The 26215-nt window shown below is 66.6% G+C and carries 29 protein-coding genes; 6 read left to right on the forward strand and 23 right to left on the reverse strand.

What is annotated here, in order from left to right; all coding sequences use genetic code 11:
* The 8 genes from CWS39_RS19940 to CWS39_RS19975 form a co-directional block, all read right to left on the reverse strand.
* The coding region (locus tag CWS39_RS19940; RefSeq protein WP_199178213.1) for an NAD(P)H-dependent oxidoreductase subunit E at nt 1-341 on the reverse strand (341 nt) is incomplete at its 3' end.
* Nucleotides 338-1672, reverse strand: a complete 1335-nt coding sequence (gene nuoD, locus CWS39_RS19945; protein ID WP_102144659.1) for an NADH dehydrogenase (quinone) subunit D — start codon at nt 1670-1672, stop codon at nt 338-340. The genes nuoD and CWS39_RS19940, both read right to left, overlap by 4 nt.
* On the reverse strand, nt 1672-2349 hold the full coding sequence (locus tag CWS39_RS19950) for an NADH-quinone oxidoreductase subunit C (RefSeq protein WP_233213600.1): 678 nt from the start codon (nt 2347-2349) through the stop codon (nt 1672-1674). Before CWS39_RS19950 ends, nuoD begins: the two co-directional genes overlap by 1 nt.
* A 626-nt stretch (nt 2350-2975) precedes the next feature.
* Entirely contained in the window at nt 2976-3530 is a 555-nt protein-coding gene (locus CWS39_RS19955; protein WP_102144660.1) for a NuoB/complex I 20 kDa subunit family protein, read from the reverse strand.
* Nucleotides 3531-3652: 122 nt separating this feature from the next.
* Nucleotides 3653-4024, reverse strand: a complete 372-nt coding sequence (locus CWS39_RS19960) for an NADH-quinone oxidoreductase subunit A (protein ID WP_102144661.1) — start codon at nt 4022-4024, stop codon at nt 3653-3655.
* A 175-nt stretch (nt 4025-4199) separates the two neighbouring features.
* Entirely contained in the window at nt 4200-4613 is a 414-nt protein-coding gene (locus tag CWS39_RS19965; RefSeq protein ID WP_102144662.1) for an Rv3143 family two-component system response regulator, read from the reverse strand.
* Nucleotides 4614-4760: 147 nt separating this feature from the next.
* Nucleotides 4761-5297: a YceI family protein gene (locus CWS39_RS19970; protein ID WP_102144663.1), complete on the reverse strand. Its 537-nt coding sequence runs from the start codon at nt 5295-5297 to the stop codon at nt 4761-4763.
* Between the two features lies 1 nt (nt 5298).
* Entirely contained in the window at nt 5299-5706 is a 408-nt protein-coding gene (locus CWS39_RS19975; protein ID WP_102144664.1) for a nuclear transport factor 2 family protein, read from the reverse strand.
* 57 nt (nt 5707-5763) lie between these two features.
* Between CWS39_RS19975 and CWS39_RS19980 the strand changes: the two genes are divergently transcribed.
* Entirely contained in the window at nt 5764-6393 is a 630-nt protein-coding gene (locus CWS39_RS19980; protein ID WP_102144665.1) for a class I SAM-dependent methyltransferase, read from the forward strand.
* Between the two features lie 17 nt (nt 6394-6410).
* On the opposite strand, the gene CWS39_RS19985 is transcribed toward CWS39_RS19980, so the two are convergent.
* The 9 genes from CWS39_RS19985 to CWS39_RS20025 all read right to left on the reverse strand — a co-directional run bounded on the left by CWS39_RS19985 (nt 6411) and on the right by CWS39_RS20025 (nt 14611).
* Nucleotides 6411-6743: a DUF6285 domain-containing protein gene (locus tag CWS39_RS19985; RefSeq protein WP_102144666.1), complete on the reverse strand. Its 333-nt coding sequence runs from the start codon at nt 6741-6743 to the stop codon at nt 6411-6413.
* Nucleotides 6740-7708 carry a phosphotransferase family protein gene (locus tag CWS39_RS19990; RefSeq protein ID WP_102144667.1) on the reverse strand — a complete coding sequence of 323 codons (969 nt, stop codon included), beginning with the start codon at nt 7706-7708 and terminating at the stop codon, nt 6740-6742. The genes CWS39_RS19985 and CWS39_RS19990 overlap by 4 nt, the downstream gene beginning before the upstream one ends.
* Complete coding sequence (locus CWS39_RS19995) at nt 7705-8943, reverse strand: acyl-CoA dehydrogenase family protein (RefSeq protein ID WP_102144668.1); 1239 nt, start codon at nt 8941-8943, stop codon at nt 7705-7707. Before CWS39_RS19995 ends, CWS39_RS19990 begins: the two co-directional genes overlap by 4 nt.
* A gap of 14 nt (nt 8944-8957) precedes the next feature.
* Nucleotides 8958-9569, reverse strand: coding sequence for a TetR/AcrR family transcriptional regulator (locus CWS39_RS20000; RefSeq protein ID WP_199178218.1), 612 nt, complete (start codon nt 9567-9569; stop codon nt 8958-8960).
* Between the two features lie 7 nt (nt 9570-9576).
* Nucleotides 9577-10482, reverse strand: coding sequence for a hydroxymethylglutaryl-CoA lyase (locus CWS39_RS20005; RefSeq protein WP_102144670.1), 906 nt, complete (start codon nt 10480-10482; stop codon nt 9577-9579).
* Nucleotides 10479-11681 carry a CaiB/BaiF CoA transferase family protein gene (locus CWS39_RS20010; RefSeq protein ID WP_102144671.1) on the reverse strand — a complete coding sequence of 401 codons (1203 nt, stop codon included), beginning with the start codon at nt 11679-11681 and terminating at the stop codon, nt 10479-10481. Before CWS39_RS20010 ends, CWS39_RS20005 begins: the two co-directional genes overlap by 4 nt.
* Nucleotides 11678-12865 (reverse strand): alpha/beta hydrolase family protein, encoded by a 1188-nt coding sequence (locus CWS39_RS20015; protein ID WP_102144672.1) that lies wholly within the window; start codon nt 12863-12865, stop codon nt 11678-11680. The genes CWS39_RS20010 and CWS39_RS20015 overlap by 4 nt, the downstream gene beginning before the upstream one ends.
* Nucleotides 12865-13968 carry a homogentisate 1,2-dioxygenase gene (locus CWS39_RS20020; RefSeq protein ID WP_102144716.1) on the reverse strand — a complete coding sequence of 368 codons (1104 nt, stop codon included), beginning with the start codon at nt 13966-13968 and terminating at the stop codon, nt 12865-12867. The genes CWS39_RS20015 and CWS39_RS20020 overlap by 1 nt, the downstream gene beginning before the upstream one ends.
* 76 nt (nt 13969-14044) lie before the next feature.
* A complete protein-coding gene (locus tag CWS39_RS20025) occupies nt 14045-14611 on the reverse strand; it encodes a TetR/AcrR family transcriptional regulator (protein WP_102144673.1) in 567 nt (188 codons plus the stop codon).
* A 318-nt stretch (nt 14612-14929) separates the two neighbouring features.
* Between CWS39_RS20025 and CWS39_RS20030 the strand changes: the two genes are divergently transcribed.
* The gene (locus CWS39_RS20030; RefSeq protein WP_102144674.1) at nt 14930-15904 is read left to right on the forward strand and encodes an esterase family protein; all 975 of its coding nucleotides are present in this window, start codon (nt 14930-14932) and stop codon (nt 15902-15904) included.
* 94 nt (nt 15905-15998) lie between these two features.
* Here the strand turns inward: CWS39_RS20030 and CWS39_RS20035 are convergent, their stop codons facing one another.
* The 5 genes from CWS39_RS20035 to hisN all read right to left on the reverse strand — a co-directional run bounded on the left by CWS39_RS20035 (nt 15999) and on the right by hisN (nt 21693).
* On the reverse strand, nt 15999-16997 hold the full coding sequence (locus tag CWS39_RS20035) for an oxidoreductase (protein ID WP_102144675.1): 999 nt from the start codon (nt 16995-16997) through the stop codon (nt 15999-16001).
* Nucleotides 16998-17036: 39 nt separating this feature from the next.
* Nucleotides 17037-18251 (reverse strand): acyl-CoA dehydrogenase family protein, encoded by a 1215-nt coding sequence (locus CWS39_RS20040; RefSeq protein WP_102144676.1) that lies wholly within the window; start codon nt 18249-18251, stop codon nt 17037-17039.
* Between the two features lie 17 nt (nt 18252-18268).
* A complete protein-coding gene (locus CWS39_RS20045; protein WP_102144677.1) occupies nt 18269-19654 on the reverse strand; it encodes an acyl-CoA dehydrogenase family protein in 1386 nt (461 codons plus the stop codon).
* Nucleotides 19655-19827: 173 nt separating this feature from the next.
* Nucleotides 19828-20907 carry an AmmeMemoRadiSam system radical SAM enzyme gene (gene amrS / locus CWS39_RS20050; protein ID WP_102144678.1) on the reverse strand — a complete coding sequence of 360 codons (1080 nt, stop codon included), beginning with the start codon at nt 20905-20907 and terminating at the stop codon, nt 19828-19830.
* A gap of 9 nt (nt 20908-20916) precedes the next feature.
* The gene (gene hisN / locus CWS39_RS20055; protein WP_102144679.1) at nt 20917-21693 is read right to left on the reverse strand and encodes a histidinol-phosphatase; all 777 of its coding nucleotides are present in this window, start codon (nt 21691-21693) and stop codon (nt 20917-20919) included.
* Between the two features lie 23 nt (nt 21694-21716).
* On the opposite strand from hisN, the gene CWS39_RS20060 reads away from it, so the two are divergent.
* On the forward strand, nt 21717-22046 hold the full coding sequence (locus CWS39_RS20060; protein ID WP_102144680.1) for a hypothetical protein: 330 nt from the start codon (nt 21717-21719) through the stop codon (nt 22044-22046).
* An 84-nt stretch (nt 22047-22130) separates the two neighbouring features.
* Here CWS39_RS20060 and CWS39_RS20065 read toward each other — a convergent pair whose 3' ends face one another.
* Nucleotides 22131-23510, reverse strand: coding sequence for an FAD-dependent oxidoreductase (locus tag CWS39_RS20065; RefSeq protein WP_102144681.1), 1380 nt, complete (start codon nt 23508-23510; stop codon nt 22131-22133).
* Between the two features lie 165 nt (nt 23511-23675).
* Here CWS39_RS20065 and prfB point away from each other — a divergent pair, with 165 nt between their 5' ends.
* Genes prfB through CWS39_RS20080 form a run of 3 tightly spaced genes read left to right on the forward strand, consistent with a single transcriptional unit; the run spans nt 23676 to nt 26201 of the window.
* On the forward strand, nt 23676-24782 hold the full coding sequence (gene prfB / locus CWS39_RS20070; protein ID WP_102144682.1) for a peptide chain release factor 2: 1107 nt from the start codon (nt 23676-23678) through the stop codon (nt 24780-24782).
* The gene (locus CWS39_RS20075; RefSeq protein ID WP_102144683.1) at nt 24772-25752 is read left to right on the forward strand and encodes a mechanosensitive ion channel family protein; all 981 of its coding nucleotides are present in this window, start codon (nt 24772-24774) and stop codon (nt 25750-25752) included. The genes prfB and CWS39_RS20075 overlap by 11 nt, the downstream gene beginning before the upstream one ends.
* Complete coding sequence (locus CWS39_RS20080; protein ID WP_233213599.1) at nt 25749-26201, forward strand: Rv3103c family proline-rich protein; 453 nt, start codon at nt 25749-25751, stop codon at nt 26199-26201. The genes CWS39_RS20075 and CWS39_RS20080 overlap by 4 nt, the downstream gene beginning before the upstream one ends.
* The last annotated feature ends 14 nt before the right edge of the window (nt 26202-26215 follow it).

Genomic DNA, 26215 nt, shown 5'->3' on the forward strand with positions numbered 1-26215 from the left:
ATGATCGCGCACAGGGTGTTGGTGCAGACACCGACGAGGTATTGCCCGGTCGGGGTGCGCCGGTACATCGAATAGAACGTGGCGACGGCGGTGACCTCGGCGTCGGTCAGCCCGAGTTGGCTTGCGCAGAACTTGATTCCGGCCGGGGTGAGGTAGCCGTCCTCGGCCTGCACCAGATGCAGCAGCGGAAGCAATGCGGACCGGGGCTGCGGGTAGCGGGCGATGATCTGCTGCGCATCCGCCGCGAGTCGCTGCGCCACCTCGGCCGGGTATGAGGCCGGTCCGCTGATCGGCGGACCGGGTTCGTCTGGGCGCTGCCCGAGTTCGAGAAACACCGTCATCTGTCCACCCCGCCCATGACCGGATCAATCGACGCCACCGCCGAGATCACGTCGGCGACCATGCCGCCTTCGCACATCGCGGCCACCGCTTGCAGATTGGTGAATGACGGATCGCGGTAGTGCACGCGGTACGGGCGGGTGCCGCCGTCGGACACCATGTGCACGCCCAGCTCGCCGCGCGGCGATTCCACCGCGATGTAGACCTGGCCGGCCGGCACCCGGATGCCTTCGGTGACCAACTTGAAGTGGTGGATCAGGCCCTCCATCGAGTGACCCATGATGCGCGCGATGTGTTCGGGCGAATTGCCCAGCCCGTCGGGGCCGAGCTTCAAATCGGCAGGCCAGGCCAGCTTCTTGTCCTCGATCATCACCGGCCCGGGCGCCAGCGCATCGAGGCACTGTTCGACGATTTTGATGGATTCGTGCATCTCCTTGACCCGGATCAGGTAGCGGCCATAGGCGTCGCAGCCCTGGTCGGTGATGACGTCGAAGTCGTATTGCTCGTAGCCGCAATAGGGTTGGGACTTGCGCAGATCGTGCGGCAGCCCGGTTGAGCGCAGCACGGGGCCGGTGATGCCCAGAGCGATACAGCCGGTCAGGTCGAGATAACCGATGCCCTGCGTGCGCGCCTTCCAGATGTAGTTCTCGTTGAGAAGATCCTCCAAGTCGCGCAACCGTTTTGGCAGCAGCTTCAGCAGGTCACGGATCTGGGCGATGGCCTCGTCGGGCAGGTCGGCGGCCAGCCCGCCGGGGCGGATGTAGGCGTGGTTCATCCGCAGCCCGGTGATGGTCTCGAACACGCGCAGAATCTCTTCGCGTTCGCGGAAGCCGTAGAACATCGCGCTCATCGCACCGAGCTCCATCCCGCCGGTGGCGAGGGCGACCAGATGCGACGAGATACGGTTCAGCTCCATCAGCATCACCCGGATCACGCTGGCGCGCTCGGGAATCGCGTCGGTGATGTCGAGAAGCTTCTCGACGCCGAGGCAGTAGGCGGTCTCGTTGAAAAACGGTGACAGATAGTCCATCCGGGTGACGAATGTGACGCCCTGAGTCCAGTTGCGGTACTCGAGGTTCTTCTCGATGCCGGTGTGCAGATAGCCGATACCGCAACGGGCTTCGGTGACCGTCTCGCCTTCGATCTCCAGGATCAGTCGCAGCACTCCGTGGGTGGACGGATGCTGGGGACCCATGTTGACCACAATCCGTTCGCCTGCCTGTGCTTCGGCGCTTTCCCGGGCGGCCGCCACGATCTGATCCCAGTCCTGGCCGCCCAGGGTGATGACGGTCTCGCCGGCGTCAGCGCCGGGCCCAGAGGTGTTGTCGCTCATCAGTTATAGGCCCTCCGCTGATCGGGCGGTGGGATCTGCGCGCCGTGGTATTCCACCGGGATGCCGCCCAGGGGATAGTCCTTGCGTTGCGGATGCCCCTCCCAGTCGTCGGGCATTTCGATGCGGGTCAGCGACGGATGGCCGTCGAACACGATGCCGAAGAAGTCGTAGGTTTCGCGCTCGTGCCAGTCGGTGGTCGGATACACATCGAACAACGACGGGATGTGCGGATCGCCATCGGGGGCCGCGACTTCCACTCGTATCCGGCGGTTGTGCGTGATCGACAGCAGCGGATACACGGCATGCAGTTCGCGGCCGGATTCATTGGGGTAGTGCACACCGCTGACGCCCAGGCACAGTTCGAACCGCAACTGCGCATCGTCGCGCAGCGCTCGGGCCACCGTCGGCAGGTGCTCGCGACGGACCTCCAGCGTCAGCTCCCCGCGGTACACCACCACCCGCTCGATCGCCGCGGTGAATGCGTCGTCACCGATGACGGCCTGCAGCCGGTCGACCACCTCGTCGAAATAGCCGCCGTACGGGCGCGGCGAACTGCCCGGCAGCGCGACGGGGCGCACCAGCCGTCCGTAGCCCGAGGTGTCACCGGTGCCGAGGGCCCCGAACATTCCGCGCCGGACGTCGATGACTTCCTGGTCCTTGCCGTCGTCCGCGCTCATCCGCGCCGTCTGTTCTTCGCCCGAGTGGCTCATCCGCGCCGTCTGTTCTTCGCCCGAGTGGCTCATCCGCGCCGTCTGTTCTTCGCCCGAGTGGCTCATCCGCGCCGTCTGTTCTTCGCCCGAGTGGCTCATCCGCGCCGTCTGTTCTTCGCCCGAGTGGCTCATCCGCGCCGTCTGTTCTTCGCCCGAGTGGCTCATCCGCGCCGTCTGTTCTTCGCCCGAGTGGCTCATCCGCGCCGTCTGTTCTTCGCCCGAGTGGCTCATCCGCGCCGTCTGTTCTTCGCCCGAGTGGCTCATCCGCGCCGTCTGTTCTTCGCCCGAGTGGCTCATCCGCGCCGTCTGTTCTTCGCCCGAGTGGCTCATCCGCGCCGTCTGTTCTTCGCCCGAGTGGCTCATCCGCGCCGTCTGTTCTTCGCCCGAGTGGCTCATCCGCGCCGTCTGTTCTTCGCCCGAGTGGCTCATCCGCGCCGTCTGTTCTTCGCCCGAGTGGCTCATCCGCGCCGTCTGTTCTTCGCCCGAGTGGCTCATCCGCGCCGTCTGTTCTTCGCCCGAGTGGCTCATCCGCGCCGTCTGTTCTTCGCCCGAGTGGCTCATCCGCGCCGTCTGTTCTTCGCCCGAGTGGCTCATCACCGCAGCAAACCTTTGAGCTCGATGGTCGGCGGGACCGCCAGCGCCGCCGCTTCGGCTTCGCGGATCGCTTCTTCCCGGTTGACGCCCAGCGGCATCTCCTGAATCTTGTCGTGCAGCTTCAGGATCGCGTGCAGCAGCATTTCCGGTCGTGGCGGGCAGCCCGGCAGATAGATGTCCACCGGCACCACGTGGTCGACACCCTGAACGACCGCGTAGTTATTGAACATGCCGCCCGAGGAGGCGCAGACGCCCATCGCGAGCACCCACTTGGGTTCGACCATCTGGTCGTAGATCTGGCGCAGCACCGGCGCCATCTTCTGGCTGACCCGGCCCGCGACGATCATCAGGTCGGCCTGCCGCGGCGTCGCCGAGAACCGCTCCATGCCGAACCGGGCGATGTCGAATCGCGGCGACGCCGTCGACATCATCTCGATCGCGCAGCAGGCCAGCCCGAACGTCGCCGGCCACAGCGAACCTTTGCGCACGTAGCCGGCCACCTTCTCGACGGTGGACAGCAGAATTCCTCCCGGCAGACGTTCCTCTAGTCCCAATTGAGGCCTCCCCGCCGCCACACGTAGGCATACGCCACGAACACGGTGGCCATNACCTTTGCGCACGTAGCCGGCCACCTTCTCGACGGTGGACAGCAGAATTCCTCCCGGCAGACGTTCCTCTAGTCCCAATTGAGGCCTCCCCGCCGCCACACGTAGGCATACGCCACGAACACGGTGGCCATGAACAGCAGCATCTCCACCAGCGCGAATACCCCGAGGCTGTCGAACGCAACCGCCCACGGGTAGAGGAAGACGATCTCGATGTCGAACACGATGAACAACATCGCCGTCAGGTAGTACTTGATCGGGAATCGCTGACCGGCCGCGTGCGCGGTGGCGGCCTGCGGCATCGGTTCGATGCCGCATTCGTAGGCCTCCAGCTTGGACTGGTTGTACCGGCGCGGCCCGATGACGAGGGCGATACCCACCGAGACCACCGCGAAGGCAGCCGCGATCGCGCCGAGCACCAGGATTGGCGTGTACAAATCCATACCGTGCAAGCGCTCCCTCGTGGGCTGTCGATGTGAGCTAACACACAGCCTAGCGATGTTTGGGGAGCACGCCACACATTTTGGTTAGTATCGCGATTGGCAGCCCGCCGTCATGTCGTCGTGCCGCGAACCGCCAACGGCGACAGGGAAATTCACGCAGATGTGGATTGCGCGGCTACTGCGATTGCGGGCGCAGCAGGGATAGAACCGCGTCGCACAACCGGATCGGGTCGATTGGATGCGGAACCGCCGCTTCGGCAAGTGACCACTTGGCCAGCCAGGCGTCGTCCGGGCGGCCCGTGAGCACCAGGATCGGTGGGCAGTCGGCGATCTCGTCCTTGAGCTGCTTGGCGATTCCCATCCCCCCCGTTGGAGTGGCCTCGCCGTCGAGAATGGCCAGATCGAATCCGCCCTCGTCCATCTGCTTGATCACCATCGGTCCGGTGGCGACGTCGACGTAGCTCAGTTCCGGCAGCTCGGGGTGAATCCGCTTGCCCAGCGCCAGCTGAACGGCTTCGCGGGTGCGGGGATTGTCGCTATAGACCAGGATGCGCAGCGGCGCGTCAGCGTCGTCGGGCTGGCGGGGCACGCAGCCGATGCTACTGCGTCGGGTCCGTCCGCCGTCGAAATTGCAGCCAGGGTTGTGAATTCGCCGGCTGCGCAACCCTGCGCGCAATCTCAACGTGTGCGCGTCGAAGTAACTCGCCGCGGCGGTGAATCCTGTTGTGCCGCTCGGTCACTCCTTGGCGCGGATGAAGACCAGATCGCCGAAGGCCTTGACGGTCTTGCCGACCATGCCGAGCATGTTGCCGGTGACACCGAAATCCGTGCGGTCGACCGTCGTGGTAGCGGTCACCTGAATGGATCCGTCGTCGAGACGCTTCACCGTGGCCGGAAGCTCGATCGGACGGGTGACGTCCTTGACGGTGAGGTCGGCCCGCAGGGTCGCGGTGTCGGGTCCGGTGGGTTCGGCGCCGGTCACCACCACGCTGATGTCGGGGAACTTCTCCACGTCGAAGAAGTCGGCGGCCATCAGGTCGGCATCGCGTTTCTTGATCCCGGTGCGCAGCGACGCCGCGCGGATGTCCACGCGTCCGAACACGGCCCCGCTACCGGTGACCTGCCCGTCACCGCTGATCTCGCTGAATCGGCCCTTGACCGGCATCGCGCCCCACATGGACTTGGCCCTGAAGCCGACCGTGGAGCGGTCGGGGACCAGGTTCCACACCCCCGTCGTCTCGGAGCTGTTGAGAAGTTCTTGAACGCTTGCCATGTCACCTCCGGGGTGAATTCGCCGACCCGAGCAGCGGGGCTATCTCTGCGGGGTCGAAATACTCGTCGATGCGGCTGATCAGCCCGTTGGGCCCCAACTTGATCACGATGCAGACCCGCATGGAGATCGATCCGCCGTCGCGGCCGCGGGCGTGCAGAATGTGCTGCTGGACGAAGCCGTCGTCAAACAACTGCCGGTCCAGGATTTCGTAGCGCCGCTCGGTGGTGGCGTTGATGAACCAGTGCAGGACCCGCAACGCCCGCTCCTTGTCGCGCTCGCGGTCACCGGTCTTCCACACCACGACGTCGTCGTTCCACAGCTCGTCGAGCATGGCGGTGTCGCTGTGCTCAATGGCCTCGAACAGGCGATCGGCGACGTCGGCGATCGCGTCGGCCTCGACGGCGGGCATGGATGCTCCTCACTGCGGTGTTGACCTCAAGCGCAGTTCAGGTAACAGACTGCGCTCATGGATGCCACACCGTCATTGTCTCTGTTCAACGAAGCCTATGAATCCAGAACGGCGCCGTGGGTGATCGGCGAACCGCAGCCTGCGATCGTCGAGCTGGAACGCGCCGGCTGGATCCGCAGCAAGGTGCTCGACGTCGGCTGCGGCGCCGGCGAGCACACGATCATGCTCACCCGGCTGGGCTATGACGTGCTCGGGATCGACTTCGCGCCGCATGCCGTCGCGCAGGCGCGGGAGAACGCGGCCGCCAAGGGGGTCGATGCGCGGTTCGAGGTCGCCGACGCGCTGAGGCTCGGCACCGAGCCCGGCTACCAGACCGTCGTTGACAGCGCGTTGTTCCACATTTTCGACGACGCCGACCGCGCCCGCTATGTTCGCAGCCTGCACACTGCGTGCCGGCCCGGCGGGGTGGTGCACGTCTTGGCGCTGTCCGACGCGGGCCGCGGCCTCGGCCCGCAGGTCAGTGAAGCCGACATCCGGGAGGCGTTCACCGACGGCTGGGAGCTGGAAGCCTTGGACACCGCGATCTATCGCGGGGTAGTGCAGGAGGCCCAGGCCGAGGCGGTCGGTCTGCCGGTGGGTTCCCGCGTCGACGAGCCGGCGTGGCTCGCGCGGGTGCGACGGCTGTAACGAGGCCTTCCCGCGGGCTATGGCTCGTCGTAGCCGGGGTGGGCGACCGCGAGGCGTTGTCGCACGATCGCGCGCAGGGCGGGCAGCAGCTCGCCGGCGCGATCGTCGAACTCACCCGCCCGGATCGCCGCCGCGAGCTGGGCCTCGTCGGCATAGCCCAAGCGGGCCAGGGTCGCGACCGCATCCGTCGACTCAGCGGTCAATTCGCGCTCGACGATGCGCAGAGCATTGGCCGCGACGCGGGCATGGAAATTGACCTGGCCATCGGTCGAGGCGCGCACGTCGGTCTCGAGGAACTCGGCCACCGCCGCCACGAGTTCGGCCGCCGTCGGCCGCCCGTAGATGCTCATTGCGGTCCGCCTCCCTCCAACAGATCGAGCACGTCCCATTCCGTTTCGCTGACGCGCCGGCCGATCGCGGCCAATTCGACCGACCGGGTCTGCCCGCTCAAGTGTCGTTCAGCCTGGTAGCGGCAGATGACGCCCCACCGCAGCGTGGCGACCGTCAGCCACCACCGGAACGCGGCGCGGTCGAGGGCGGTGCCGCTGGCCGCTTCGTAGGCCGACAGGAAGGCCTCGACGCTGCCCAGCCCGCCGGCGCCCAGGTGCTGGGGTGCGCCGAACCGCCACGCCCGGATGCAGAACCAGGCCAGATCCTCGTAGGCCTCGCCGATGTGCACCAACTCCCAATCCAGCACCGCGGCCAAACCGGAACCGTCGACGATGAGATTGCCCATCCGAAAGTCGCCGTGTACCAACACCGGTGGCGACGGCGGCGGTCGGTGCGCGGCCAGCCACCGAAACGCCCATTCGAAGGTGGCCGTGGTGTCACCCATCTCGTCGAGCCGATCGCGCCATTCGGCCAGCTGATTGCTTTCGGCAAGACCGATGCCGTGCGGGTCGGCGCGGTGAATGGCGGCCAACGCCCCCGCGCACTGCTGCAAGAGCTTGTCCCGGCCGGCATCGTCGAGCCCGCGATGGATCCTACGGACGATCGTCTCGCCACTGATGGCTTCGCAGATCAGGTACGGATTGCCAAGAGCTGCAGGGGAATTGTCGGCAGCGAGGATATGCGGGACGGGTGCTCCGGCGGCCGCTGCGCGCTGCTGGACGCTGGCCTCCAGCTCCATGCCGGCATGCACATCGTCGGGTGGGCCCGTGCGCAGGATCAGCGCCCGGCGGGTATCGGAAACCGCGTCGAACGCCCAGGTGGTGCGGCTGGCGCCGCCGGTCAGCGTGTGCAGATTCTCGACGGCGACGTCGCCGAGCACCGGGCGCAGCACATCCGCGAGCGCGGATGCGAGCTCGGCACTCACTTGCGGCCAAAACCGAACAGCCGCTGGGCAACCCGGCGGATCTGGATCTCCTCGGCGCCCTCGGTGATGCGGTATCGGCGGTGATGGCGGTAGATGTGCTCGAACGGCTGGTGACGGCTGTAGCCGACGCCGCCGAATACCTGCATCGCACGGTCGGCGGCCTCACACACCAGCCGGTTGGCGCGATAGTTGGCCATCGACACCTTGTCCGAGACTTCCATGTGGTGGTTGCGGTCCAACTCGGATGCCGCGTAATACACCAGCAGGCGCACCATCTGCGCCTCGGTTTGCAGCTCCACCAGCGGCCACTGCACGGCCTGGTTCACGGCCAGCGGTTTGCCGAAAACCGTGCGCTCTCCTGCGTACTCCACCGCGCGGTCGATGCAGTACTGCGCCGCACCCAAACTGCTCGCGGCCTGGCGAATCCGGTTCTCGTGCAGAAACGTTTGACCGACTTCGAGGCCCCGGTCGACCTCGCCGAGCACCGCATCAGCGGGCACCCGGACGTCGGTGAGTTCGACTTCGCCGTGGTCGGTGGGCATGTTGAACGTCCACCAGTAGTAGGGCACCGTGAAACCGGGGGCATCGGTGGGCACCAGGAACGCGGTGATGCCCCGGGCCTGGCCAGGCTCGCCGGAGGTGCGGGCGAAGACCAGGTCGTGGGTGGCGCGATGCACGCCGGTGTTGAATCGCTTGGCGCCGTTGATCACCCAGTCGTCGCCGTCGCGTTCCGCGCGTGTCTCGAGCCAGGTGGCGTCCGACCCGTGGCCCGGTTCGGTGAGGCCGAACGCCATGGACCGCTCACCGGTGATCAGCGCCTCGGTCCACTCCTTCTTCTGCGCCTCGGTCCCGAAGCGGTCCACCATGATGACTTGCGGGAAATTGCCGACGATCGACGACTCGTCCTGGAGGTCGTTGTGCAGCCCAAGGCCCTTGTGCGCCAAGTGCTCCCGGATCACCGCCATATCGATGTTGGTGCCGTCGCGACCGCCGAACTGGGACGGCAGTCCGTAGCGAAGCCAGCCGGCCGCATCGGCGCGACGCCGCATCTCGCCGAGCAAATCTTCCCACTCGCGCTTGGGGATGCCGCCGTTGTCCCAGTCCGTGCGGGCGTTCTCACGGCGGTGGTCGAAGTACTGGATGTGCTCGCGCTCCAACGGTTTGATCTCGGCTTCGATGAAGGCGTCCATCTCCGCGAGCAGTCCCGGAAGGTGGTCCGGGAGAGTGAAATCCACTGCGTCTCCTATCGTCAGAACCCGTAGAGCGTCTTTTTCCAAATCGTCGACAAGGTGGCGATGGCGTCCTCGTCGCTCAGTTCCATCCCGAGGCCTGAACGGCCGACGAACACGGTGGTGAAGTTCTCGAACAGCAACGCGATGGCAGCCGCGGTGTGTTCGGGATTGAGCTCAAGGCCGTAACCCTGCTCCTGCGCGCGGCGCACCGACGCGGCGACGATATCCATCCCGAAGCGGCGAAACTCGTTCTGCACAGCCGCAAACCGCCGCTGGGTGGCAGCCAGCTGGGCGACGGCGATCATGATGCCGATGTTCTGCTTGAACATGTTCCAGTAGCCGGTGACGACGGACGTAAAGAACTCGCGGTCGTCGGGCGACTCGGCGAGCGGGACACTCAGGCCGGACGGCTCCACCACGTCGTGCAGAAACGACTGGGCCAATGCGGCCAGCAGGTCTTCCTTGTCGGTGAAGTAGCGGTAGAACACCGCCGGTGACTTACCCGCCGCCGAGGTGATATCGGCCAGCGTCGTGCCATGAAACCCGCGCTCGGCGAACAGCTTCCGCGCCGCCTGCTCGATCGCCAGCCGGGTCTGCTGACCCTTTGCGCTCAGCGTTTCGGCGGCCACGGCGCGCTCAGCCCAGGATCCGGTCACCGGCACGCAGCAGCGAGCTCGGCAGTTCATGCCCGACGACACGCTGCGCCACTTCTGCAGCAGCAATCGCGGCCTGCAGGTCGACGTCGACCTCGATTCCACTGTCTCGCAACAGGTACACCAGGTCTTCAGTCGCGATGTTGCCGCTGGCCCCTGGCGCGAACGGGCAGCCGCCCAGCCCGCCGACGGACGCGTCGAGCCGGGTCACCCCGGAGCTGACGGCGGCGTAGGCACTGGCCAGCCCGGCGCCGCGGGTGTTGTGGAAGTGCGCGCCGAACGGGATGTCGCCGATGCGGGGTCGCACCTGCGCGATCAGATCACTGACGCGGCGCGGCGTGGTGGTGCCGATGGTGTCGGCGACCGCCAGCCGGTCCACGCCGGATTCGACTGAGCGGTCGACGATGTCGAGTACCCGCTGCGGCGGGGTGGGCCCGTCGAACGGGCAGTCCCACGCGGTGGCGATGATGACTTCGACGGTCGCTCCGCTGTCGTGGGCGATCGCGACGATGTCGGCGATCTGAGCGGTGGCTTCGGCGCTGGAGCGTCCGACGTTGGCGTGGCTGTGCCCGTCGGCCGCCGACACCACGTATTCGATCGATCGCAGCCCCGCGGCCAGAGCGCGTTTGGCGCCGTTGGCGCTGGCCACCAGTGCCGAGAACTCTACGTTGTCGAACCGCGTCAGCTCGGCGGCCAGCTCGGCGGCGTCGGCGAGCGCAGGCACCTTAGACGGCGACACGAATGCCGTCGCCTCCACCTCGCGCACCCCGGTGGCGACCACCGCTTCGAGCAGTTCGAGCTTGGCGGCGGTCGAGATCGGCTTTTCGATCTGCAGCCCGTCTCGCAGCGAGACTTCCCTGATATCAACCTTTTTCGGCAGTTCTGTCATAGCACCCCCTCGGTGCGCAGCCGCTCCAGCTCCTCGGCGGTCTTGCCGAGCAGCCCGATGTAGACCTCGTCGTTGTGCTGGCCGGGGCGCGCGGGACCGGCATTGCGGATGCTGCCTGGCGATTCGGTCAGCACGGGCACGATGCCGGGTCCGAGGACGTTGCGCGAGACGCGCTCGTCCCAGTGCTCGGCGAGCATGCCGCGGGCGCGCAATTGCGGGTCCTCGACCACCTCGGCGACGGTGTTGATCGGACCCGCGATAACCCCTGCGGCAGAGAGTGTTTCGATGATCTCAGTGGGCGCGCGATCGGCGGCCCAGTCGCCGATGATCTTGTCCAGCTCGTCTTGGTTGCGGCCCCGCGCGACATGGGTGGCGAACCGGTCGTCGGTCGCCAGCTCGGGACGGCCCATCGCTTGGCACAGCCGGCGGAACACGGTGTCCTGGTTCGCGGCGATCACCACCCAGCTGCCGTCGGCGCTGCGGTAGATGTTCGACGGGGCGATGCCCTCCAGCCGGGTGCCCGAAGGGCCGCGGACCACCCCGCCGACGTCGTAATCGGGGATGGTGGATTCCTGGATGGCCAAACAGGATTCGGTCAGCGCAGCGTCCACTACTTGGCCCTCGCCGGTGACGGAGCGTCGGTACAGCGCCGCCAGCGCACCTTGCGCGGCGAACATCCCGGCCAGGGAGTCGCCGAGTGAAAGTGCCAGCCGCGGCGGCGGACCGCCGGGGAAGCCGTTGAGGTGACGCAGCCCGCTGGCGGCCTCGGCGGCCGACGCGTAGCCGGCTTTGTGCGCGTCCGGACCGGTCTGCCCGTAGCCCGACACCCGGACCAGGATGATGCCCTTGTTGCGGGCCTTCAGCGCGTCGTAGCCGAGGTTCCATTTCTCCAGCGTGCCGGGCCGGAAGTTCTCGACGATGATGTCGCAGCGCTCGACCAGCTCCAGAAAGAGCTCGCGGCCACGGTCGGTGCGCAGGTCGAGGGTGACAGCTTTCTTGTTGCGGGCGTGCACCGTCCAGAAGAAGTGATGCCCGTCGAGTTCGGCCTGCCCCCAGGTGCGCAACGGATCCGGCGCGCCGGGCAGCTCGATCTTGATGACCTCGGCACCCATGTCACCGAGCAGCCGGCCCGCGAACGGTCCCGAGATCAGCGTGCCGATCTCGATCACCCGGATGCCGTCAAGTGCACCGTTAGTCATGGGCAGCTCGCAAAGTCATGGCGGGTCAGCCAATCGGTCACGATACCGACCGCTTCACGCAGCTTGTCGCGCTGGTCGGGGCCCGCGTAGTAATGGTTGGCGCCGGGGATCTCGTGCATCTCCTTGTCGGGATGCCCGATCGCCTCGAACAGTCGACGGGTGTGGCTGGGCGTGCACGCGTCGTCGGCGAGATTGCCGATCACCAATGCCGGCACGGCGATATCGCGGCCGCAGGTCACGCCGTCGCCGTTGGCGTCGTCGTAGCTCCATTGCGACAACCAGCTGCGCAGCGTGCAGAACCGGGCCAGCCCGACCGGGCTCATGTTCACCACTTGAGGATCGCCCAGATAGCAGCTTCCCGGTGTGCGTTCGTTGGGATCGACCGTCGGGTCCAGCCACCGCGGGTCGGCCATGGTGCCGTGCACGACGAACGCGAACTCGTCATCGGGGCGGCCCTGCGCCTTCAGGTCGGCTAGTTTCTCTTTGACCCACTTGGTGATTCGCCGGTTGCGGTTGATCTGCGCCTGCCGGTAGCGGTCCAGGAACTCCTGGCTGTACGGCGGCTGATTCGGGTTGTCCGGGTTGTAGAGGTCCAGCTCCGGATCCCGCTTGGCCGGGTCGGACTCGTCGAGGATCGAGGCATCCAGCCACTCGGTCAGCGTGCCGTGGCGACTGATGTGCGCGGCCAGCAGCATGATGCCGTCGGCGGGGATCAATCCCAGCTTCGTCAGGTCGGGCCCGTCGCCGGACGGGCTGGCGGTGACCGTCGGGTGCTGGGCCTGCTGCTGATAGAACATCGACAGCGACCCGCCGCCGCTCCAGCCGGCCAGCACCACCTTGGAATAGCCGAGCCTGTTCTTGGCGTCCTTGATGCACTCGCCGAGATCCTGCACCACCTTCTCCATCAACAGTGCCGAATCGGTGCCGCGGAAGCGGCTGTTGCAGTAGATGACGTGGTGACCGGCGCGGGCCAGCCCGTTGATCATCGGCAGGTATGCGCCGCCGCCGATCGGGTGCATGAACACCAGCACGGTGTCACTCGGCTTGGTCTTCGGCTTGAGCAGATAGCTCTCCAGCACCACCAGCTCCGCCACGCTGCCGTAGACGTCGCGCACCCGTGAATCATTCTGGTAGGCAACCAGATACGGGATGCGGTCGTACTCGTGCTTGACGGCCGTGCTCATCAGTGCTGCCCCAGATCGTTCGCCAAAACTTCGGCCGACGGTGTCAGCCGGCGACGCGTGTCGATCGCAATGACCTGCCAGTCAACCTTGTCGTACTCGTCGAACTTTCGGCGGGCACGCTCGCGGGCCTTCTCCGGCGCGCCGTGGTGAACGCCTTGCGGCGCATGGGAAATCAGGCCGGGCGGCATCGGGATGCCGTAGAGCGAGCCGCCGTGAAAGAACGCGATCTCGTCGTAGTCGACGTTGCGGTGATACCACGGTGTGCGCTCGGTGCCGGGCACGCCCTCGGCCGGCTTGGGCAGGAAGTTCATCACATACACGCCCGTCGCCTGCATGAACAGATGCACCGTCGGCGGTAGGTGCACGCTGTCGGAGGTGACGACGTTGTAGTCGGCGATATTGAAGGTGAACGCGAAGTTGTCGCCGCGCCAGCCTTCGACATCCAGCGGATTGTGTGGGTAATACAGCGTTGTCGTGCCGACACCGTCGATCGGGGAGTGGATCAGGCGGACGGGATACTCGTCGCAGCCGTCATCGTCGAGCGGCGCGGGCTCCGGGATCACCGCCTGCGACGGGTCGAACGGGAAGTGCCGGCCGAGCGCACCCGGCGGCGGAACCCGGAACTCGTCGGTGGCTTCGATCATCAGCAGCGTGCTCTCGGCGTCCGGCAGCTGGCGCCACGTGCACGCTTTCGGGATGTACACCCAGTCGCCCTCGCGGTAGCGCAGCGGGCCGAATTCCGTCTCCAGCAGGCCCGAGCCCTTGTGCACGAACGACAGCAGATCGCCGTCGACGTAGCGGACGAAGAACGGCATCGCCTCGGTGCGCCGCGACAGCGAGATCCGGCAGTCGGGGTTGGAGAACAGCAGCAGCGGCCCGCCGGCGGCGTCGGTGGCATCGGCGGGCTTCAGTTCGGAGGAGAGCACGTCGATCGGGCGCAGCGGTCCCTCCGAGCGGTAGGTCGTCGGATCGTTGCGGCGATACATGGTCGCGGTGCGGCCGGTGAACCCCCCGCGGCCCAGCTCGTCGTCCTTGAGCCCGTCGAGATCGGCGTGCAGGCGTTTCGGTGTCTTGCCTTTGCGCAGGTGAATGAACGATTCCATGAGCAGCTCCAAGGGCTCGAGGGCAGCAGAACTGAAAGTGACGTTACTTTTATCTCTGCCGCGTTTCAAGGGCCCGTCACGGCTTGAGCATCAGATCGATGAACCGTTCGCGTTGCGCGGCCTCGCGGGGGCTGGGCGTGGGACCTGAGAGGTGAATAAAGCCGACGCCTGCGGCGAAGGTCGCGTTCGCCCGCAGCTCCGCCTCGTCGGGACTGAAGCCGTGGTCCAGAAACGCCTGGCGGACGACCTGCAGCAGCCGTCGATCGGCCGCGCGCATGCTGGCCGCGACGGTGTCGTCGGTTCGGGCCCATTCGCGCATCGCGCGCTCCATCGTCCAGTGGTGCGCGCTCACCAGGGCGGACATCATCTGCGAAAGCCGCTCTTGAGGCGGGACGTCGCCGAGCTCGTCGAATTGGCTGTGCTCGCTGTCGCGAAGGTGCTCCCATGCCCGCACCAGTCGGGCGCGATAGCTTTGCATATCGTCGAAATGCCAGTAGAAGCTGCCTTTTGTGACGCCCAGGCGGTCACACAACCGGTCGATCTTCAGCGATTTGAGGCCTTCTTCGGCGATGATCGCGAAACCCTCTTCAATCCAGTCATCCACCGACAGCCGGCTGCTGCCGGTTGCGCGAGGCGTAGCCATGATCAGCAGCCTACGGTGAGGCCATTCTTTACCCAGGTGACAGGCCCATTCGGGGAGTCGCCAATCGATAGAAACAAAGGCGGGCTTACCTTTTGTTTATCGGCCGAAGCGCCCTTGGTGCGCCGTCCCCGGGGTTTTGGAAGCTTGCAAGTGCGTGTTTTACTCATGGCGCGACAACTGAATTCTCTCGGTCCGCTCTTCCCCGTACCGGGCACAGTAGAGCGGGCGCGACAGCGCAGTGAAGACGCTGCGGTGCCGGTGGGCGATCTTCGATCGCGGGGTGTGGCGTGATAACCGAAAGATGGATGGATTTGGAGCATGACATTCGTTGACAAAATTCGTGGCCATTGGGCGCGCCGTTTCGCGGTTGCAGCCATAGCGGCCGCCCTACTGCCTGGCGTGGTGGGTCTGGTCGGGGGCTCAGCGACAGCGGGAGCGTTCTCTCGGCCGGGTCTGCCGGTCGAGTACCTGATGGTCCCGTCACCGTCGATGGGTCGTGACATCAAGGTGCAGTTCCAGTACGGCGGTCCCCACGCGGTCTATCTGCTCGACGGCCTGCGCGCCCGCGACGACTACAACGGCTGGGATCTGGAGACCCAGGCGTTCGAGTGGTACTACGAGTCCGGCCTGTCGATCGTGATGCCTGTCGGCGGTCAGTCCAGCTTCTACACCGACTGGTACGGCCCGGCCTGCGGTAAGGCCGGCTGCCAGACCTACAAGTGGGAGACCTTCCTGACGCAGGAGTTGCCGCAGTGGCTGGCCGCCAACAAGGACGTGTCGACCACGGGCAACGCAGCGGTGGGTCTGTCGATGTCCGGCAACTCCGCGATGATCCTGGCGGCCTATCACCCCGACCAGTTCATCTACGCCGGTTCGCTGTCGGCGTTCTTGAACCCGTCCGAGGGCAGCTGGCCGTTCCTGATCAACATGGCCATGGGCGACGCCGGTGGCTTCAAGGCCAACGACATGTGGGGCCCGACCGAGGACCCGAACAGCGGGTGGAAGCGCAACGATCCGATGCTGCAGATCCCCACACTGGTGGCGAACAACACCCGCCTGTGGGTGTACTGCGGCAACGGCAAGCCCAACGAGTTGGGTGGCGCCAACTTGCCGGCTGAGTTCCTGGAGGGTCTGACGATCCGGACGAACCGTACGTTCCAGGACAACTACATCGCCGCGGGCGGCAACAACGCCGTGTTCAACTTCCCGCCCTACGGCACCCACAGCTGGGAGTACTGGGGCCAGCAGCTGCAGGAGATGAAGCCTGACCTGCAGCGGGTGCTCGGCGCCTGACCGCTGACACAAAATCCCCTGCCGCACACGTGGCAGGGGATTTTGTTATCTGCTCAGCCGCGACTGTGGCTTCACGCTCGCGGGCTGTCGGGCGTCAGAACCCGTCGGCCACCCGCACCACCGCCCGACCCGAGTAGTTGCCGGCGCGGACCGCGTCGAGCACGCCGACCACGTCCTTGGCGTCGATGTCGCGGGAAATGTCGGCCAAGTGCCGCGGCTTGAGGGGGCCGCCGAGCTGCTCCCACAGCGCCCGCCGGGGCTCGATCGGCATCTGGACCGAATCGATGCCCAGCAGGGCGACACCGCGCAAGATGAACGGCATCACGGTGGTGTGCAGGGCGGCGCCGCCGGTGAGGCCACTGGCCGCGACGGCGCCCCCGTAGTTCACGGTGCTCAGCACGTCGGCCAGGGTGGCGCCGCCGACGCAGTCGATCGCCCCGGCCCAGCGCGCCTTGCCCAACGGCCGCGGCTTGGCGTCGGGGTCTTCGGGCAGCCTGCCGATCACCTCGCCGGCGCCCAACGCGCGCAACCGCTCGGCCGCGTCGGGTTTCCCGGTCGAGGCCACCACCTCATAGCCCGCCGCGGCCAGCAGGTCGACGCTGACCGAGCCGACGCCGCCGGACGCCCCGGTCACCACGATCGGCCCGTCCTGCGGTGTGACGCCGTGCCGTTGCAGCGCCTGCACACTCGTCGCCGCGGTGAACCCGGCCGTGCCGATCGCGGCACCCTCGCGTGGCGTCAACGAACCCAGTGCCACCACCCAGTCGGCGGGCAGCCGGGCGTACTCCGCGTACCCGCCGTGCCGCCCGGTGCCGATCTCGTAGCCGTGTGCCAGCACCGCGTCGCCGACTGCGAACTGATCGGATGACGACGCCACCACCTCACCGGTCAGGTCGATGCCGGGCACGATCGGATAGTCGCGCACCACACCGCCTTTGGGCGTCAGCGCCAGCGCGTCCTTGTAGTTCACGCTGGAGTAGTGCACCCGGATCGTCACCTCACCGGGCGGAAGATCGGATTCCTGAAGCGTCTCGACCGCCGCCGCGATGCGATCCCCGTCCTGTCGTGCCACCAACGCCTGAAACGTGTCCATGTGCTCCGACGCTAGTCGGACGGGCGCAGCCTGTGAAAGCTACTTCAGTTCCGACGATGACAGCCCGAGCAGGCGGCGGGCGACCACCAGCTGCTGGATCTGCTGCGTGCCCTCGAAGATGTCGAGGATCTTGGAATCGCGGGCCCACTTCTCCAGCAGCGTCTCCTCGGAATAGCCTGTGGTGCCGGCCAATTCCACCGCCTTGAGGGTGATATCGCTGGCCACCCGGCCAGCCTTGGCCTTGCCCATCGACGCTTCCTTGGAGTTCGGGATGTCGTTGTCGGCCTGCCACGCCGAGCGCACCATCAGCAGGTAGGAGGCCTCCCAGTCGGCTTCCATCCGCAAGAACTCCGCGGCCGGGGCGCTCTGCGCATGCGACGGCTTGTCATAGGAGATCTCCACGCCGGCGTCGGTGAGGATCTTGCGCAGTTCCTCCAGCGCGGCGCGGGCGATGCCCACGGCCATGGCCGCGACGACCGGGCGGGTGTTGTCGAAGGTCTCCATGACCCCGGCAAAACCCTTCTCCACCTCGATCTCCGGGCTACCGAGCAGGTTCTCCTTGGGGATCCGGACGTTGTCGAACCGGATCACCGCGGTGTCGGAGGCCTTGATGCCGAGCTTGTCCTCGAGCCGTTCGACGGTGACACCGGGATGCTCGCGCGGCACGATGAACGACTTGATGGCCGCGCGGCCCTTCGACTTGTCCAGCGTCGCCCACACGACGATGTGCGTGGCGCGCGACCCGGCGGTGACGAAGATCTTCTCGCCGTTGATGACGTACTCGTCGCCGTCGAGCTTGGCCGTCGTGGACACCGCGGCGGAGTCGGAGCCGAAACTCGGCTCGGTGATCGCCATCGCGGCCCAGACGTCCTTACCGAGGCGCTCCAGCTGCTCGCGGGTGGCAACGCTGCTGATCGCCGCGTTGCCCAGCCCCTGGCGGGGCACCGACAGCATCAATGCGACGTCGCCCCAACTGATTTCCATCACATTGAGGACTGCCGACATGTTGGCGCCGTTGTGGTTGGCATCCTTGGGCTCGTCGCCACCGGCGAAGGCTTCCGCGCCGGCGAACGCGAAAGTTTTTGCCTCCGAGATGCCTTCGAACAGGGTGGCCAGTGTGTCGAGTTCCACCGGATATTCGTGTTCGCGTAGGTCCCACTTGCGCGAGATCGGACGCAGCATCTCGGCGGCGCCTTGGTGGGCCTTGTGGATGACCGCTTCGAGCTTGCGGGGAAGTTCCAGATTGATTGCCATGATTGACCTTTCGGGCCCTAGATAACGACGACGCCCTCGGCGACGCCGATCGCGCGCAGGTCGCGGTACCAGCGTTCGACCGGGTGTTCCTTGGTGTAACCGTGACCGCCGAGCAGCTGTACGCCGTCCAGGCCGATCTGCATTCCTTTGTCGGTGCCCATCCGCTTGGCCAGCGCCGCCTCCCGGGCGAACGGCAGTCCCTGCTCGGCGCGCGACGCGCCGCGCCAGGTAATCAGCCGCAGCCCGTCGAGCTCGATGGCGATGTTGGCGCACATGAAGGCCACCGCCTGACGGTGCGCGATCGGCTCGCCGAACGCGTGGCGCTCCTTGACGTAGGGCACCACGTGGTCGAGCACCGCGTGCGACGTGCCCACGGCCAGTGCGGCCCAGCCCAGCCGCGACAGCGCGACGGCCTCCGAGTAGTCGTCATCGGTGGCGCCGTCCTCACCGAGCCGGGCGCTCAGCGGCACGGACACGTTGTCGAGGTTGATGCGGCCGAGCGCCGCCGCCCGGATACCCATGCTCGGATCGGGCGTCACCGACAGGCCCTGCGACGAGGACTCGACGATGAACAGCGCAGGCTTGCCGTTGAGTTGCGCGCCGACGATGAACAGCTCGGCGTCGGCGGCGGCCGGCACCAGCGACTTGACGCCGTTGAGCCGATACCCGCTGGGCGTGCGCACCGCCGTGGTCTTCAACGCCGTCGGATCGAACAACGGGTGCGGTTCGGCGATCGACACGCACGCCTGCGGGACGTTCTCGCCGGCGAACTCGGGCAGATAGGTGGCCTGCTGATCCGCGCTGCCCCAGTTCGTGAGTGCCGCCGCGACGCCGCCGGGCGCCAGGATCGGCAGCGCCAGGCCCATGTCGCCGTACGCCAGCGCCTCGGCGACCAGCGCGTTGGTCACTGCCGAGCGGTGGGCGGCGATGCCGTCGAAGTCCTCGGGGATGTTGATGGCGGTGATGCCCAACTCCGACGCCTTGGCGATCAGGTCGGGCGGGTAGGTGGTGGCCTCATCGGCTTCGCGGGCCGCCGGGCGCAGGATCTCGGCGGCGAATTCGCGTACCGTGTCGAGGATCATCTGCTGGTCCTCGTCGGGGGTGAGGTCGAAATAATCGGCGCCGCTGGTCTTCAGGCGGGTCGGTGCCTTGCCGACGCCTTGGATCCGCTTGAACTGGCGAGTTGTCGCGCCGGCCGCTGAAAATACTTGTTTGACACCGTATTTCAGGCCGCGGTTGAGCGGGTCGCGCAGGTTGTAGCGGTCCAGGAACTCCTGCCCGACGATCGGCGTGATCAGCGCCAACCCGATGTCGGTCGCTGTCCGCTTGTGCTTTTGCAGGCCGACGGCGCTTTGGTGGCCCGCGTGCTTGGTTCCGTTCTTCGACGGAAGGGTGTTGGTCATATCAGCAGCCTCACTTGGTCAGGGGCGATGCCCATGACCGTATCTTACTCCGGAGTAAGGTACGGCGACTCTGTTAGGTAATTCACACCGGCATCCCCCCGCCGTTGAGATTGCACTCAGGGTCGCGATAGCCGGAAATCCGCAGCCCTGGGCGCAATCTGAACGCGTGGCGGTCACGCGATCAGCACCGGCAGCCGCCGGGCGCCCCAGCTGCCGACCGGCCCGTCGTAGACCCCGGGCAATTGTGTGCCGCAGCCGCGGCAGCGGCCGTCGTCGGTCAGCGCGTACCGCCTCATCACGTACCAGTCGCGCACCACCACTGCCATCCCGCAGCCGGGGCAGAACGTCGTCCCGCCCTCCGTGTCGTGGACGTTGCCGGTGTAGACGAACCGCAGTCCTTCGGCCAACGCGATCCGCCGCGCCCGGGATAGCGTCTCCGTCGGAGTCGGCGGAGTGTCGAGCATCTTGTAGTCGGGGTGAAAAGCGGTGAAATGCAGCGGCACATCGGTGCCCAGCTGTTCGCGGATCCACGCGCATTCGGCGGCGATCTCGGCGTCGCTGTCGTTGTGTCCGGGGATCAGCAGCGTGGTGATCTCGAGCCAGACGTCGGTCTCGTGGCACAGGTAGACCAGGGTGTCGAGGACGTCTGCGAGGTGGCCCACGCAGACACGGTGGTAGAAGTCCTCGGTGAAGGCCTTCAGATCGACGTTGGCCGCATCGATGTGGCGGTAGAACTCCGCCCGCGGGGCCGCGCACATGTAGCCCGCGGTCACCGAGATCGCCTTGATGCCGCGCGCGTGGCAGGCGTCGGCCACGTCGGCCGCGTACTCCCAGAAGATCGTCGGATCGTTATAGGTGAAAGCCACGCTGCGACAACCTGTTTCGTCGGCCGCCCGGGCCAAGTCCTCAGGCGTCGCCCGGCCGGCAAGCGTATCGATCTCACGGGATTTCGAGATGTCCCAGTTCTGGCAGAACTTGCAGGCGAGGTTGCAGCCCGCGGTGCCGAAGGACAGCACCGCCGAACCGGGCAGGAAGTGGTTGAGCGGCTTCTTCTCCACCGGGTCGATGCAGAATCCGCTGGAGCGGCCGTAGCTGCTCAGCACGATCTGGTCGTCGACGCGGGCACGCACGAAGCACAACCCGCGCTGGCCCTCGTGCAGCTTGCAGGCGCGCGGGCAGACATCGCACTGGATCCGGCCGTCGTCGAGGCGATGCCAGTGGGTGGTGGGGACGGTAAACGGGTCGCCTTCGATACCGCCAGGCTACGCCGGGGAAAGCCTGGCCAGCACGTCGTGATGCAGCAGTCCGTTGGTCGCGACCGCGCTGCCGCCATGCGGGCCCGCGGCGCCGTCGAGACTGGTGAACGTCCCGCCCGCCTCGCGCACCACGACGTCTAGCGCGGCCAAATCCCACAGGGACACTTCAGGTTCGGCGGCGATGTCGACCGCGCCCTCGGCGAGCAGGCAATAGGACAGGAAGTCGCCGAACGCGCGCACCCGCCACACCGCGTCGGTGAGATCGATGAAGCGGTCGCGCAATCCGAGCTTGGCCCAGCCCGACAGACTGGAGAACGACAGGCTGGCCGAGGCGAGATCGGCGACCGAGGACACCGAGATCCGGCGCGTCGACCCACCCGCCACCGCCGCGAACGCCCCGCCGCCCGCACCGGCCCACCAGCGCCGCTGCAATGCGGGCGCACTGATCACGCCGACGATCGGGACGCCGTCGAGCAGCAGCGCGATCAGCGTGGCCCACACGGGGACGCCCCGGACGAAGTTCTTGGTGCCGTCGATCGGGTCGATCACCCACTGGCGTCCACTGAAAGTCGTTGTGCCGCCGTATTCTTCGCCCAGCACCGGGTCCTCGGGCCGTTGTGCGGCCAGCGTCTCGCGCAGGGCCGCTTCCACCGAACGGTCCGCGTCGGTGACGGGCGTGAGGTCGGGTTTGGTGTCGACGTGCAGGTCGATTGCGCCGAAGCGGTCGACCGTCAACGCGTCGGCCTGATCAGCCAACTGCAGCGCGAGTGCCACGTCATCCATGGCTGCAGTCCTACCATGAGCCTGTGTGGGAATTCGGCGTGCTGTTGTTGTTGATCGGGGCGATCGTGCTGCTGGCGGCACCGTGGATCATGCGGCGGCGCGGCATCAGCGGTGAGCAGGCCCGCGGCACCTTGCTCGTCACCGGGGTGAGTCCACGCCCGGATGCGACGGGGGAGCAGTTCGTCACGATCACCGGTGTGATCAACGGCCCGACGGTCAACGAGCACGTCGTCTATCAACAGATGGCTGTCGACGTCGACAACTGGCCGACGATGGGCTCGCTGTTCCCGGTGGTGTACTCGCCGAAGAACCCGGACAACTGGCGGTTCGCCCCGCCGGAGCCGCCCGCCTAGGCGCGTCCACCGCGAGGCTGTCGTTACCGAGACAAAGTGCGAGTGCGGTGCCCGATAACTACAGTCTCGCGTCGCGATGACACGTCAGCCGTGGGCGATGCGCAAAAGCTCCGCGACGCTGCACACCTTGACCCGTGGCCGGCCCGCCGACTGACCGGCGGCGCGCTCGTAGTCGTCGATCTGCTTCCAGTGGTCATCGGTGATCAGCTTGGGCTGGCGCTCCAGCAGCCATTCGACCAGCTCTGAGGAGTGGTCTGGGCCGAAGTCGGCCAGCTGGGCGCCCGCAAGATCGCGGACCAGCGTGTCGACGGTTTCCTGCGAGTCGCTCTTGTTGCTGCCGATGACCCCGGTGGGCCCACGCTTGATCCAGCCGACGACATACTCATTGCGGCTGCCCTCCACCCGGCCGGCGGTATGGGGGATCGTGCCGCTGCGATCGTCGAACGGCAGACCCGGCGTGGGCACCCCGCGGTAGCCCACCGCCCGCACCACCAGCTGCGCGGGCAGTTCCTCGCGGGCGCCGGTGTCCTTGGCGACGACGCGCCCGGAGTCGTCGGTGACCAGCTCGTTGCGGCCCAGCACGATCGATTCCACCCGGCCTTCGCCGCGCAGCTCGATCGGCGACGTGCGGAACCGGAATACGATCCGGCGCTTGGCGCCCTTGGGCTCGCGTTCGGCGTATCCCCGCAGCACCTTGATGTTGTTGCGCACGGTCTTTCCCGCCGCGTCCAGGTCTTCGTCGGTGATGTCGGCGAAATCGGCCGGGTCGACGATCACGTCGACGTCGCCGAGCCCCTCCAGATCGCCGAGTTCGCGCAGCTCCAGCGTGGTGAACGTGGCCTGCAGCGGCCCGCGCCGGCCGATGATCAGGACCTCCTCGACGCCGCGGTCGTGCAGCACCTGCAATGCGTGATCGGCGATGTCGGTGGTGGCCAGCACGTCAGGGTCGGTGACCAGGATGCGCGCCACGTCCAGGGCGACGTTGCCGTTGCCGACCACTACGGCCCGCCCGGAGGAGAGGTCGGGGGTGATCTCCTCGAAGTGCGGGTGGGCGTTGTACCAGCCGACGAAGTCGACGGCGGCGATGCTGCCCGGCAGGTCCTCGCCCGGAATGTTCAGCGACTTGTCGGACTGCGCACCGACGGCATAGATCACGGCGTCGTAGCGCTCGGCGAGCTCGTTGGCCTTCACATGCTCGCCCACCGCGATGTTGCCGAAGAACCGAAAGCGTGGATCCAGCGCCGTCTTCTCGAACTGCGCGCTGATCGACTTGATCTTCGGATGGTCGGGGGCGACGCCGGAGCGCACCAGGCCCCACGGTGTGGGCAGCATCTCGAGCATGTCGACGCGCACATCTCTTTTTTGGCTGGCGTCTTCGTTGGCGTCGGCGAACTTCAGCAGCGACGCAGCCGCAAAGTATCCGGAAGGGCCGGCGCCGACGATCGCCACGTGGTACGGGCGCATTTGGGGCATATATACAGTGCCTTCTGTCGCTGCCTTGTGTCGCTTGCCCGGCCGCACGCAAGGGCTGTCGCGCATCGCCGGGCGGGTTACACCCCGATGCTAAACGTGTGCCAAGTCAACTGCCGGAAGACGCAGTGAAGTCGCAAGTCGGTAACGTGGACGATTGTGGATCCTGACCGTCAAGCCGATATCGCCGCCCTCGACTCCACCCTGACCACGGTGGAGCGGGTGCTCGACGTCGACGGTCTGCGCGCCCGCATCGAGAAGCTGGAGCACGAGGCGTCCGATCCCAACCTGTGGGACGACCAGGCCCGGGCCCAGCGGGTGACCAGTGAACTGTCCCACGCGCAAAACGAGCTGCGCCGTGTCGAAGAGCTTCGCCAGCGTCTGGACGATCTGCCTGTGCTCTACGAGCTGGCCGCGGAGGAGGGTGGCACCGACGAGCTCGCCGAGGCCGAAGCCGAGCGCAAGAAGCTGCGCGAGGACATCGAGGCGATGGAAGTGCGCACTTTGCTGTCCGGCGAGTACGACGAGCGTGAGGCGCTGGTCAACATCCGCTCCGGCGCGGGCGGGGTGGACGCCGCCGACTGGGCCGAAATGCTGATGCGGATGTACATCCGCTGGGCGGAAAAGCACAACTATCCGGTCGAGGTGTTCGACACCTCCTACGCCGAAGAGGCCGGCATCAAGAGCGCGACGTTCGTCGTGCACGCGCCGTTTGCCTACGGCACGCTGTCGGTCGAGCAGGGCACGCATCGGCTGGTGCGCATCAGCCCGTTCGACAACCAGGGTCGGCGCCAGACGTCGTTTGCCGAAGTGGAAGTGCTGCCCGTCACCGAGACCACCGACCACATCGACATCCCGGATTCCGACGTGCGTGTCGACGTGTACCGGTCCTCGGGCCCGGGCGGTCAGTCGGTCAACACCACCGACTCGGCCGTTCGACTCACCCACATCCCGACCGGTATCGTGGTCACCTGCCAGAACGAGAAGTCGCAGCTGCAGAACAAGGTGTCAGCGATGCGCGTGCTTCAGGCAAAACTGTTGGAGCGCAAGCGTTTAGAAGAACGCGCTGAGCTCGACGCATTAAAGGGCGACGGCGGCAGCTCGTGGGGCAACCAAATGCGGTCCTACGTATTGCACCCCTACCAGATGGTGAAGGACTTGCGCACCGAGTACGAAGTCGGCAATCCGGCTGCGGTACTGGACGGAGACATCGACGGATTCCTCGAAGCCGGGATTCGGTGGCGCAACAGACGTGATGACGAATAGCACCGTATTAGCAGTATCGGCGGGCGAACGCTGGGATAGCTTCTGGCTCGGCACCATCGGCGAATGGATCCTGACCAGGGGGGTGCCGATCGCGCTCTACCTGATTGGCGGCCTGCTGGCCGCCCGGTTTATCAATTGGGCGGCGCGCAGAATCGTCCGGCGCATCGACGCTGAATATCAGGAAAGCGACCAGTTGGTGCGCTCGGAGAGCGCCAAGCACCGCCAGGCTGTCGCGTCGGTGATCTCGTGGGTGTCGGTCGCGCTGCTTTTCGTCATCGTGATCGTGCAGGTCACCTCCATCCTCGCCATCCCGGTCGGATCGCTCGTCGCGCCCGCCGCGGTGCTCGGTGCCGCGCTCGGCTTTGGCGCCCAGCGCCTGGTCCAGGACCTGCTCGCCGGCTTCTTCATCATCACCGAAAAGCAGTACGGCTTCGGTGATCTGGTGTCTTTGACGGTCGCCGGCATCGCCGCGCCGGCGGAGGGCACGGTGGAAGATGTCACTCTTCGCGTCACCAAGCTGCGCTCAACCGAGGGCGAGATGATGACCATCCCGAACGGTCAGATCGTCAAATCGGTGAACCTGTCGAAGGATTGGGCCCGAGCCGTCATCGACATTCCAGTGCCGGCGTCTGCGGACCTCAACCTGGTCAACGATGTGCTGCACGAGGTCGCGGAGAAGGCCATCGAGGACCGCGACCTGTCCAAGCTGCTGCTGGATGCGCCCCAGTTGATGGGTGTGGAGAGCATCCAGCTGGACACCGTCAATCTGCGCATGGTGGCCCGCACCCTGCCGGGCAGACAGTTCGAGGTCGGTCGCAGGCTGCGGGTGCTCGTGGTGCGTGCGTTGCGCCGGGCGGGAGTCGTGACCACCGGTGACGGGTCTGCCCCGATGGTGGGCGCCATTGTCCATCCCGCTACGGCCGGCGGTGCGGAGGAAGAGACCCAGGGCCCGCCGGAGCAGAAGAAATGAGGTCCTGGTTCACGGCCAAGCTCGGCCGCATGCGGGTGTCGACGGTGGTGCTGCTCGTCGCGTTCATAGCGCTGTTCTGGGTGTATCACAACGTCGAGCCCCCGGCGAAGCCACCCGAGGTGCCGGCCACCCAGGTGGTGCCGCCGGGCTTCGTCCCCGACCCCAACTACACGTGGGTGCCGCGAACCAATGTGCGGCGGCCGCGGGAACCCGTCGTCACGACCACCACGCCGACGACCAGCCCCACCGAGACCACGACAACGTCGCCGACGTCGCCGACCAGTCCGACGTCACCGACCAGTCCGACCTCGCCGACCAGTCCGACGTCACCGACCGAATCGCCGACTGACACGCAGCCGCCTGCCGAGGCGCCCGACCAATCGCCGACTCCGTCACCGACGACGGCCCCGCCGGGAGGGGCGCCCACCACGCCCGCTCCCCAGCAGTGACCGAGCCTCCCCAA

Origin of the sequence: Mycobacterium hubeiense, assembly GCF_002838065.1 — a bacterium.
GTDB classification, from domain to species: domain Bacteria; phylum Actinomycetota; class Actinomycetes; order Mycobacteriales; family Mycobacteriaceae; genus Mycobacterium; species Mycobacterium hubeiense.

Bases quoted from the DNA above. Each gene is read 5' to 3' on its own strand.
- CWS39_RS20075 (WP_102144683.1), top strand. From the start codon at position 24,772: ATGACGAATAGCACCGTATTAGCAGTATCGGCGGGCGAACGCTGGGAT.
- CWS39_RS20005 (WP_102144670.1), bottom strand. From the start codon at position 10,482: ATGACAGAACTGCCGAAAAAGGTTGATATCAGGGAAGTCTCGCTGCGA.
- CWS39_RS19960 (WP_102144661.1), bottom strand. From the start codon at position 4,024: ATGGATTTGTACACGCCAATCCTGGTGCTCGGCGCGATCGCGGCTGCC.
- CWS39_RS20040 (WP_102144676.1), bottom strand. From the start codon at position 18,251: ATGGCAATCAATCTGGAACTTCCCCGCAAGCTCGAAGCGGTCATCCAC.
- CWS39_RS20020 (WP_102144716.1), bottom strand. From the start codon at position 13,968: ATGGAATCGTTCATTCACCTGCGCAAAGGCAAGACACCGAAACGCCTG.
- CWS39_RS19980 (WP_102144665.1), top strand. From the start codon at position 5,764: ATGGATGCCACACCGTCATTGTCTCTGTTCAACGAAGCCTATGAATCC.
- CWS39_RS20065 (WP_102144681.1), bottom strand. From the start codon at position 23,510: ATGCGCCCGTACCACGTGGCGATCGTCGGCGCCGGCCCTTCCGGATAC.
- CWS39_RS19985 (WP_102144666.1), bottom strand. From the start codon at position 6,743: ATGAGCATCTACGGGCGGCCGACGGCGGCCGAACTCGTGGCGGCGGTG.
- CWS39_RS20035 (WP_102144675.1), bottom strand. From the start codon at position 16,997: ATGGACACGTTTCAGGCGTTGGTGGCACGACAGGACGGGGATCGCATC.
- CWS39_RS20025 (WP_102144673.1), bottom strand. From the start codon at position 14,611: ATGGCTACGCCTCGCGCAACCGGCAGCAGCCGGCTGTCGGTGGATGAC.
- CWS39_RS19970 (WP_102144663.1), bottom strand. From the start codon at position 5,297: ATGGCAAGCGTTCAAGAACTTCTCAACAGCTCCGAGACGACGGGGGTG.
- CWS39_RS20045 (WP_102144677.1), bottom strand. From the start codon at position 19,654: ATGACCAACACCCTTCCGTCGAAGAACGGAACCAAGCACGCGGGCCAC.
- hisN (WP_102144679.1), bottom strand. From the start codon at position 21,693: ATGGATGACGTGGCACTCGCGCTGCAGTTGGCTGATCAGGCCGACGCG.
- CWS39_RS19950 (WP_233213600.1), bottom strand. From the start codon at position 2,349: ATGAGCGCGGACGACGGCAAGGACCAGGAAGTCATCGACGTCCGGCGC.
- CWS39_RS20010 (WP_102144671.1), bottom strand. From the start codon at position 11,681: ATGACTAACGGTGCACTTGACGGCATCCGGGTGATCGAGATCGGCACG.
- CWS39_RS20030 (WP_102144674.1), top strand. From the start codon at position 14,930: ATGACATTCGTTGACAAAATTCGTGGCCATTGGGCGCGCCGTTTCGCG.
- CWS39_RS20015 (WP_102144672.1), bottom strand. From the start codon at position 12,865: ATGAGCACGGCCGTCAAGCACGAGTACGACCGCATCCCGTATCTGGTT.
- CWS39_RS19975 (WP_102144664.1), bottom strand. From the start codon at position 5,706: ATGCCCGCCGTCGAGGCCGACGCGATCGCCGACGTCGCCGATCGCCTG.
- nuoD (WP_102144659.1), bottom strand. From the start codon at position 1,672: ATGAGCGACAACACCTCTGGGCCCGGCGCTGACGCCGGCGAGACCGTC.
- CWS39_RS20080 (WP_233213599.1), top strand. From the start codon at position 25,749: ATGAGGTCCTGGTTCACGGCCAAGCTCGGCCGCATGCGGGTGTCGACG.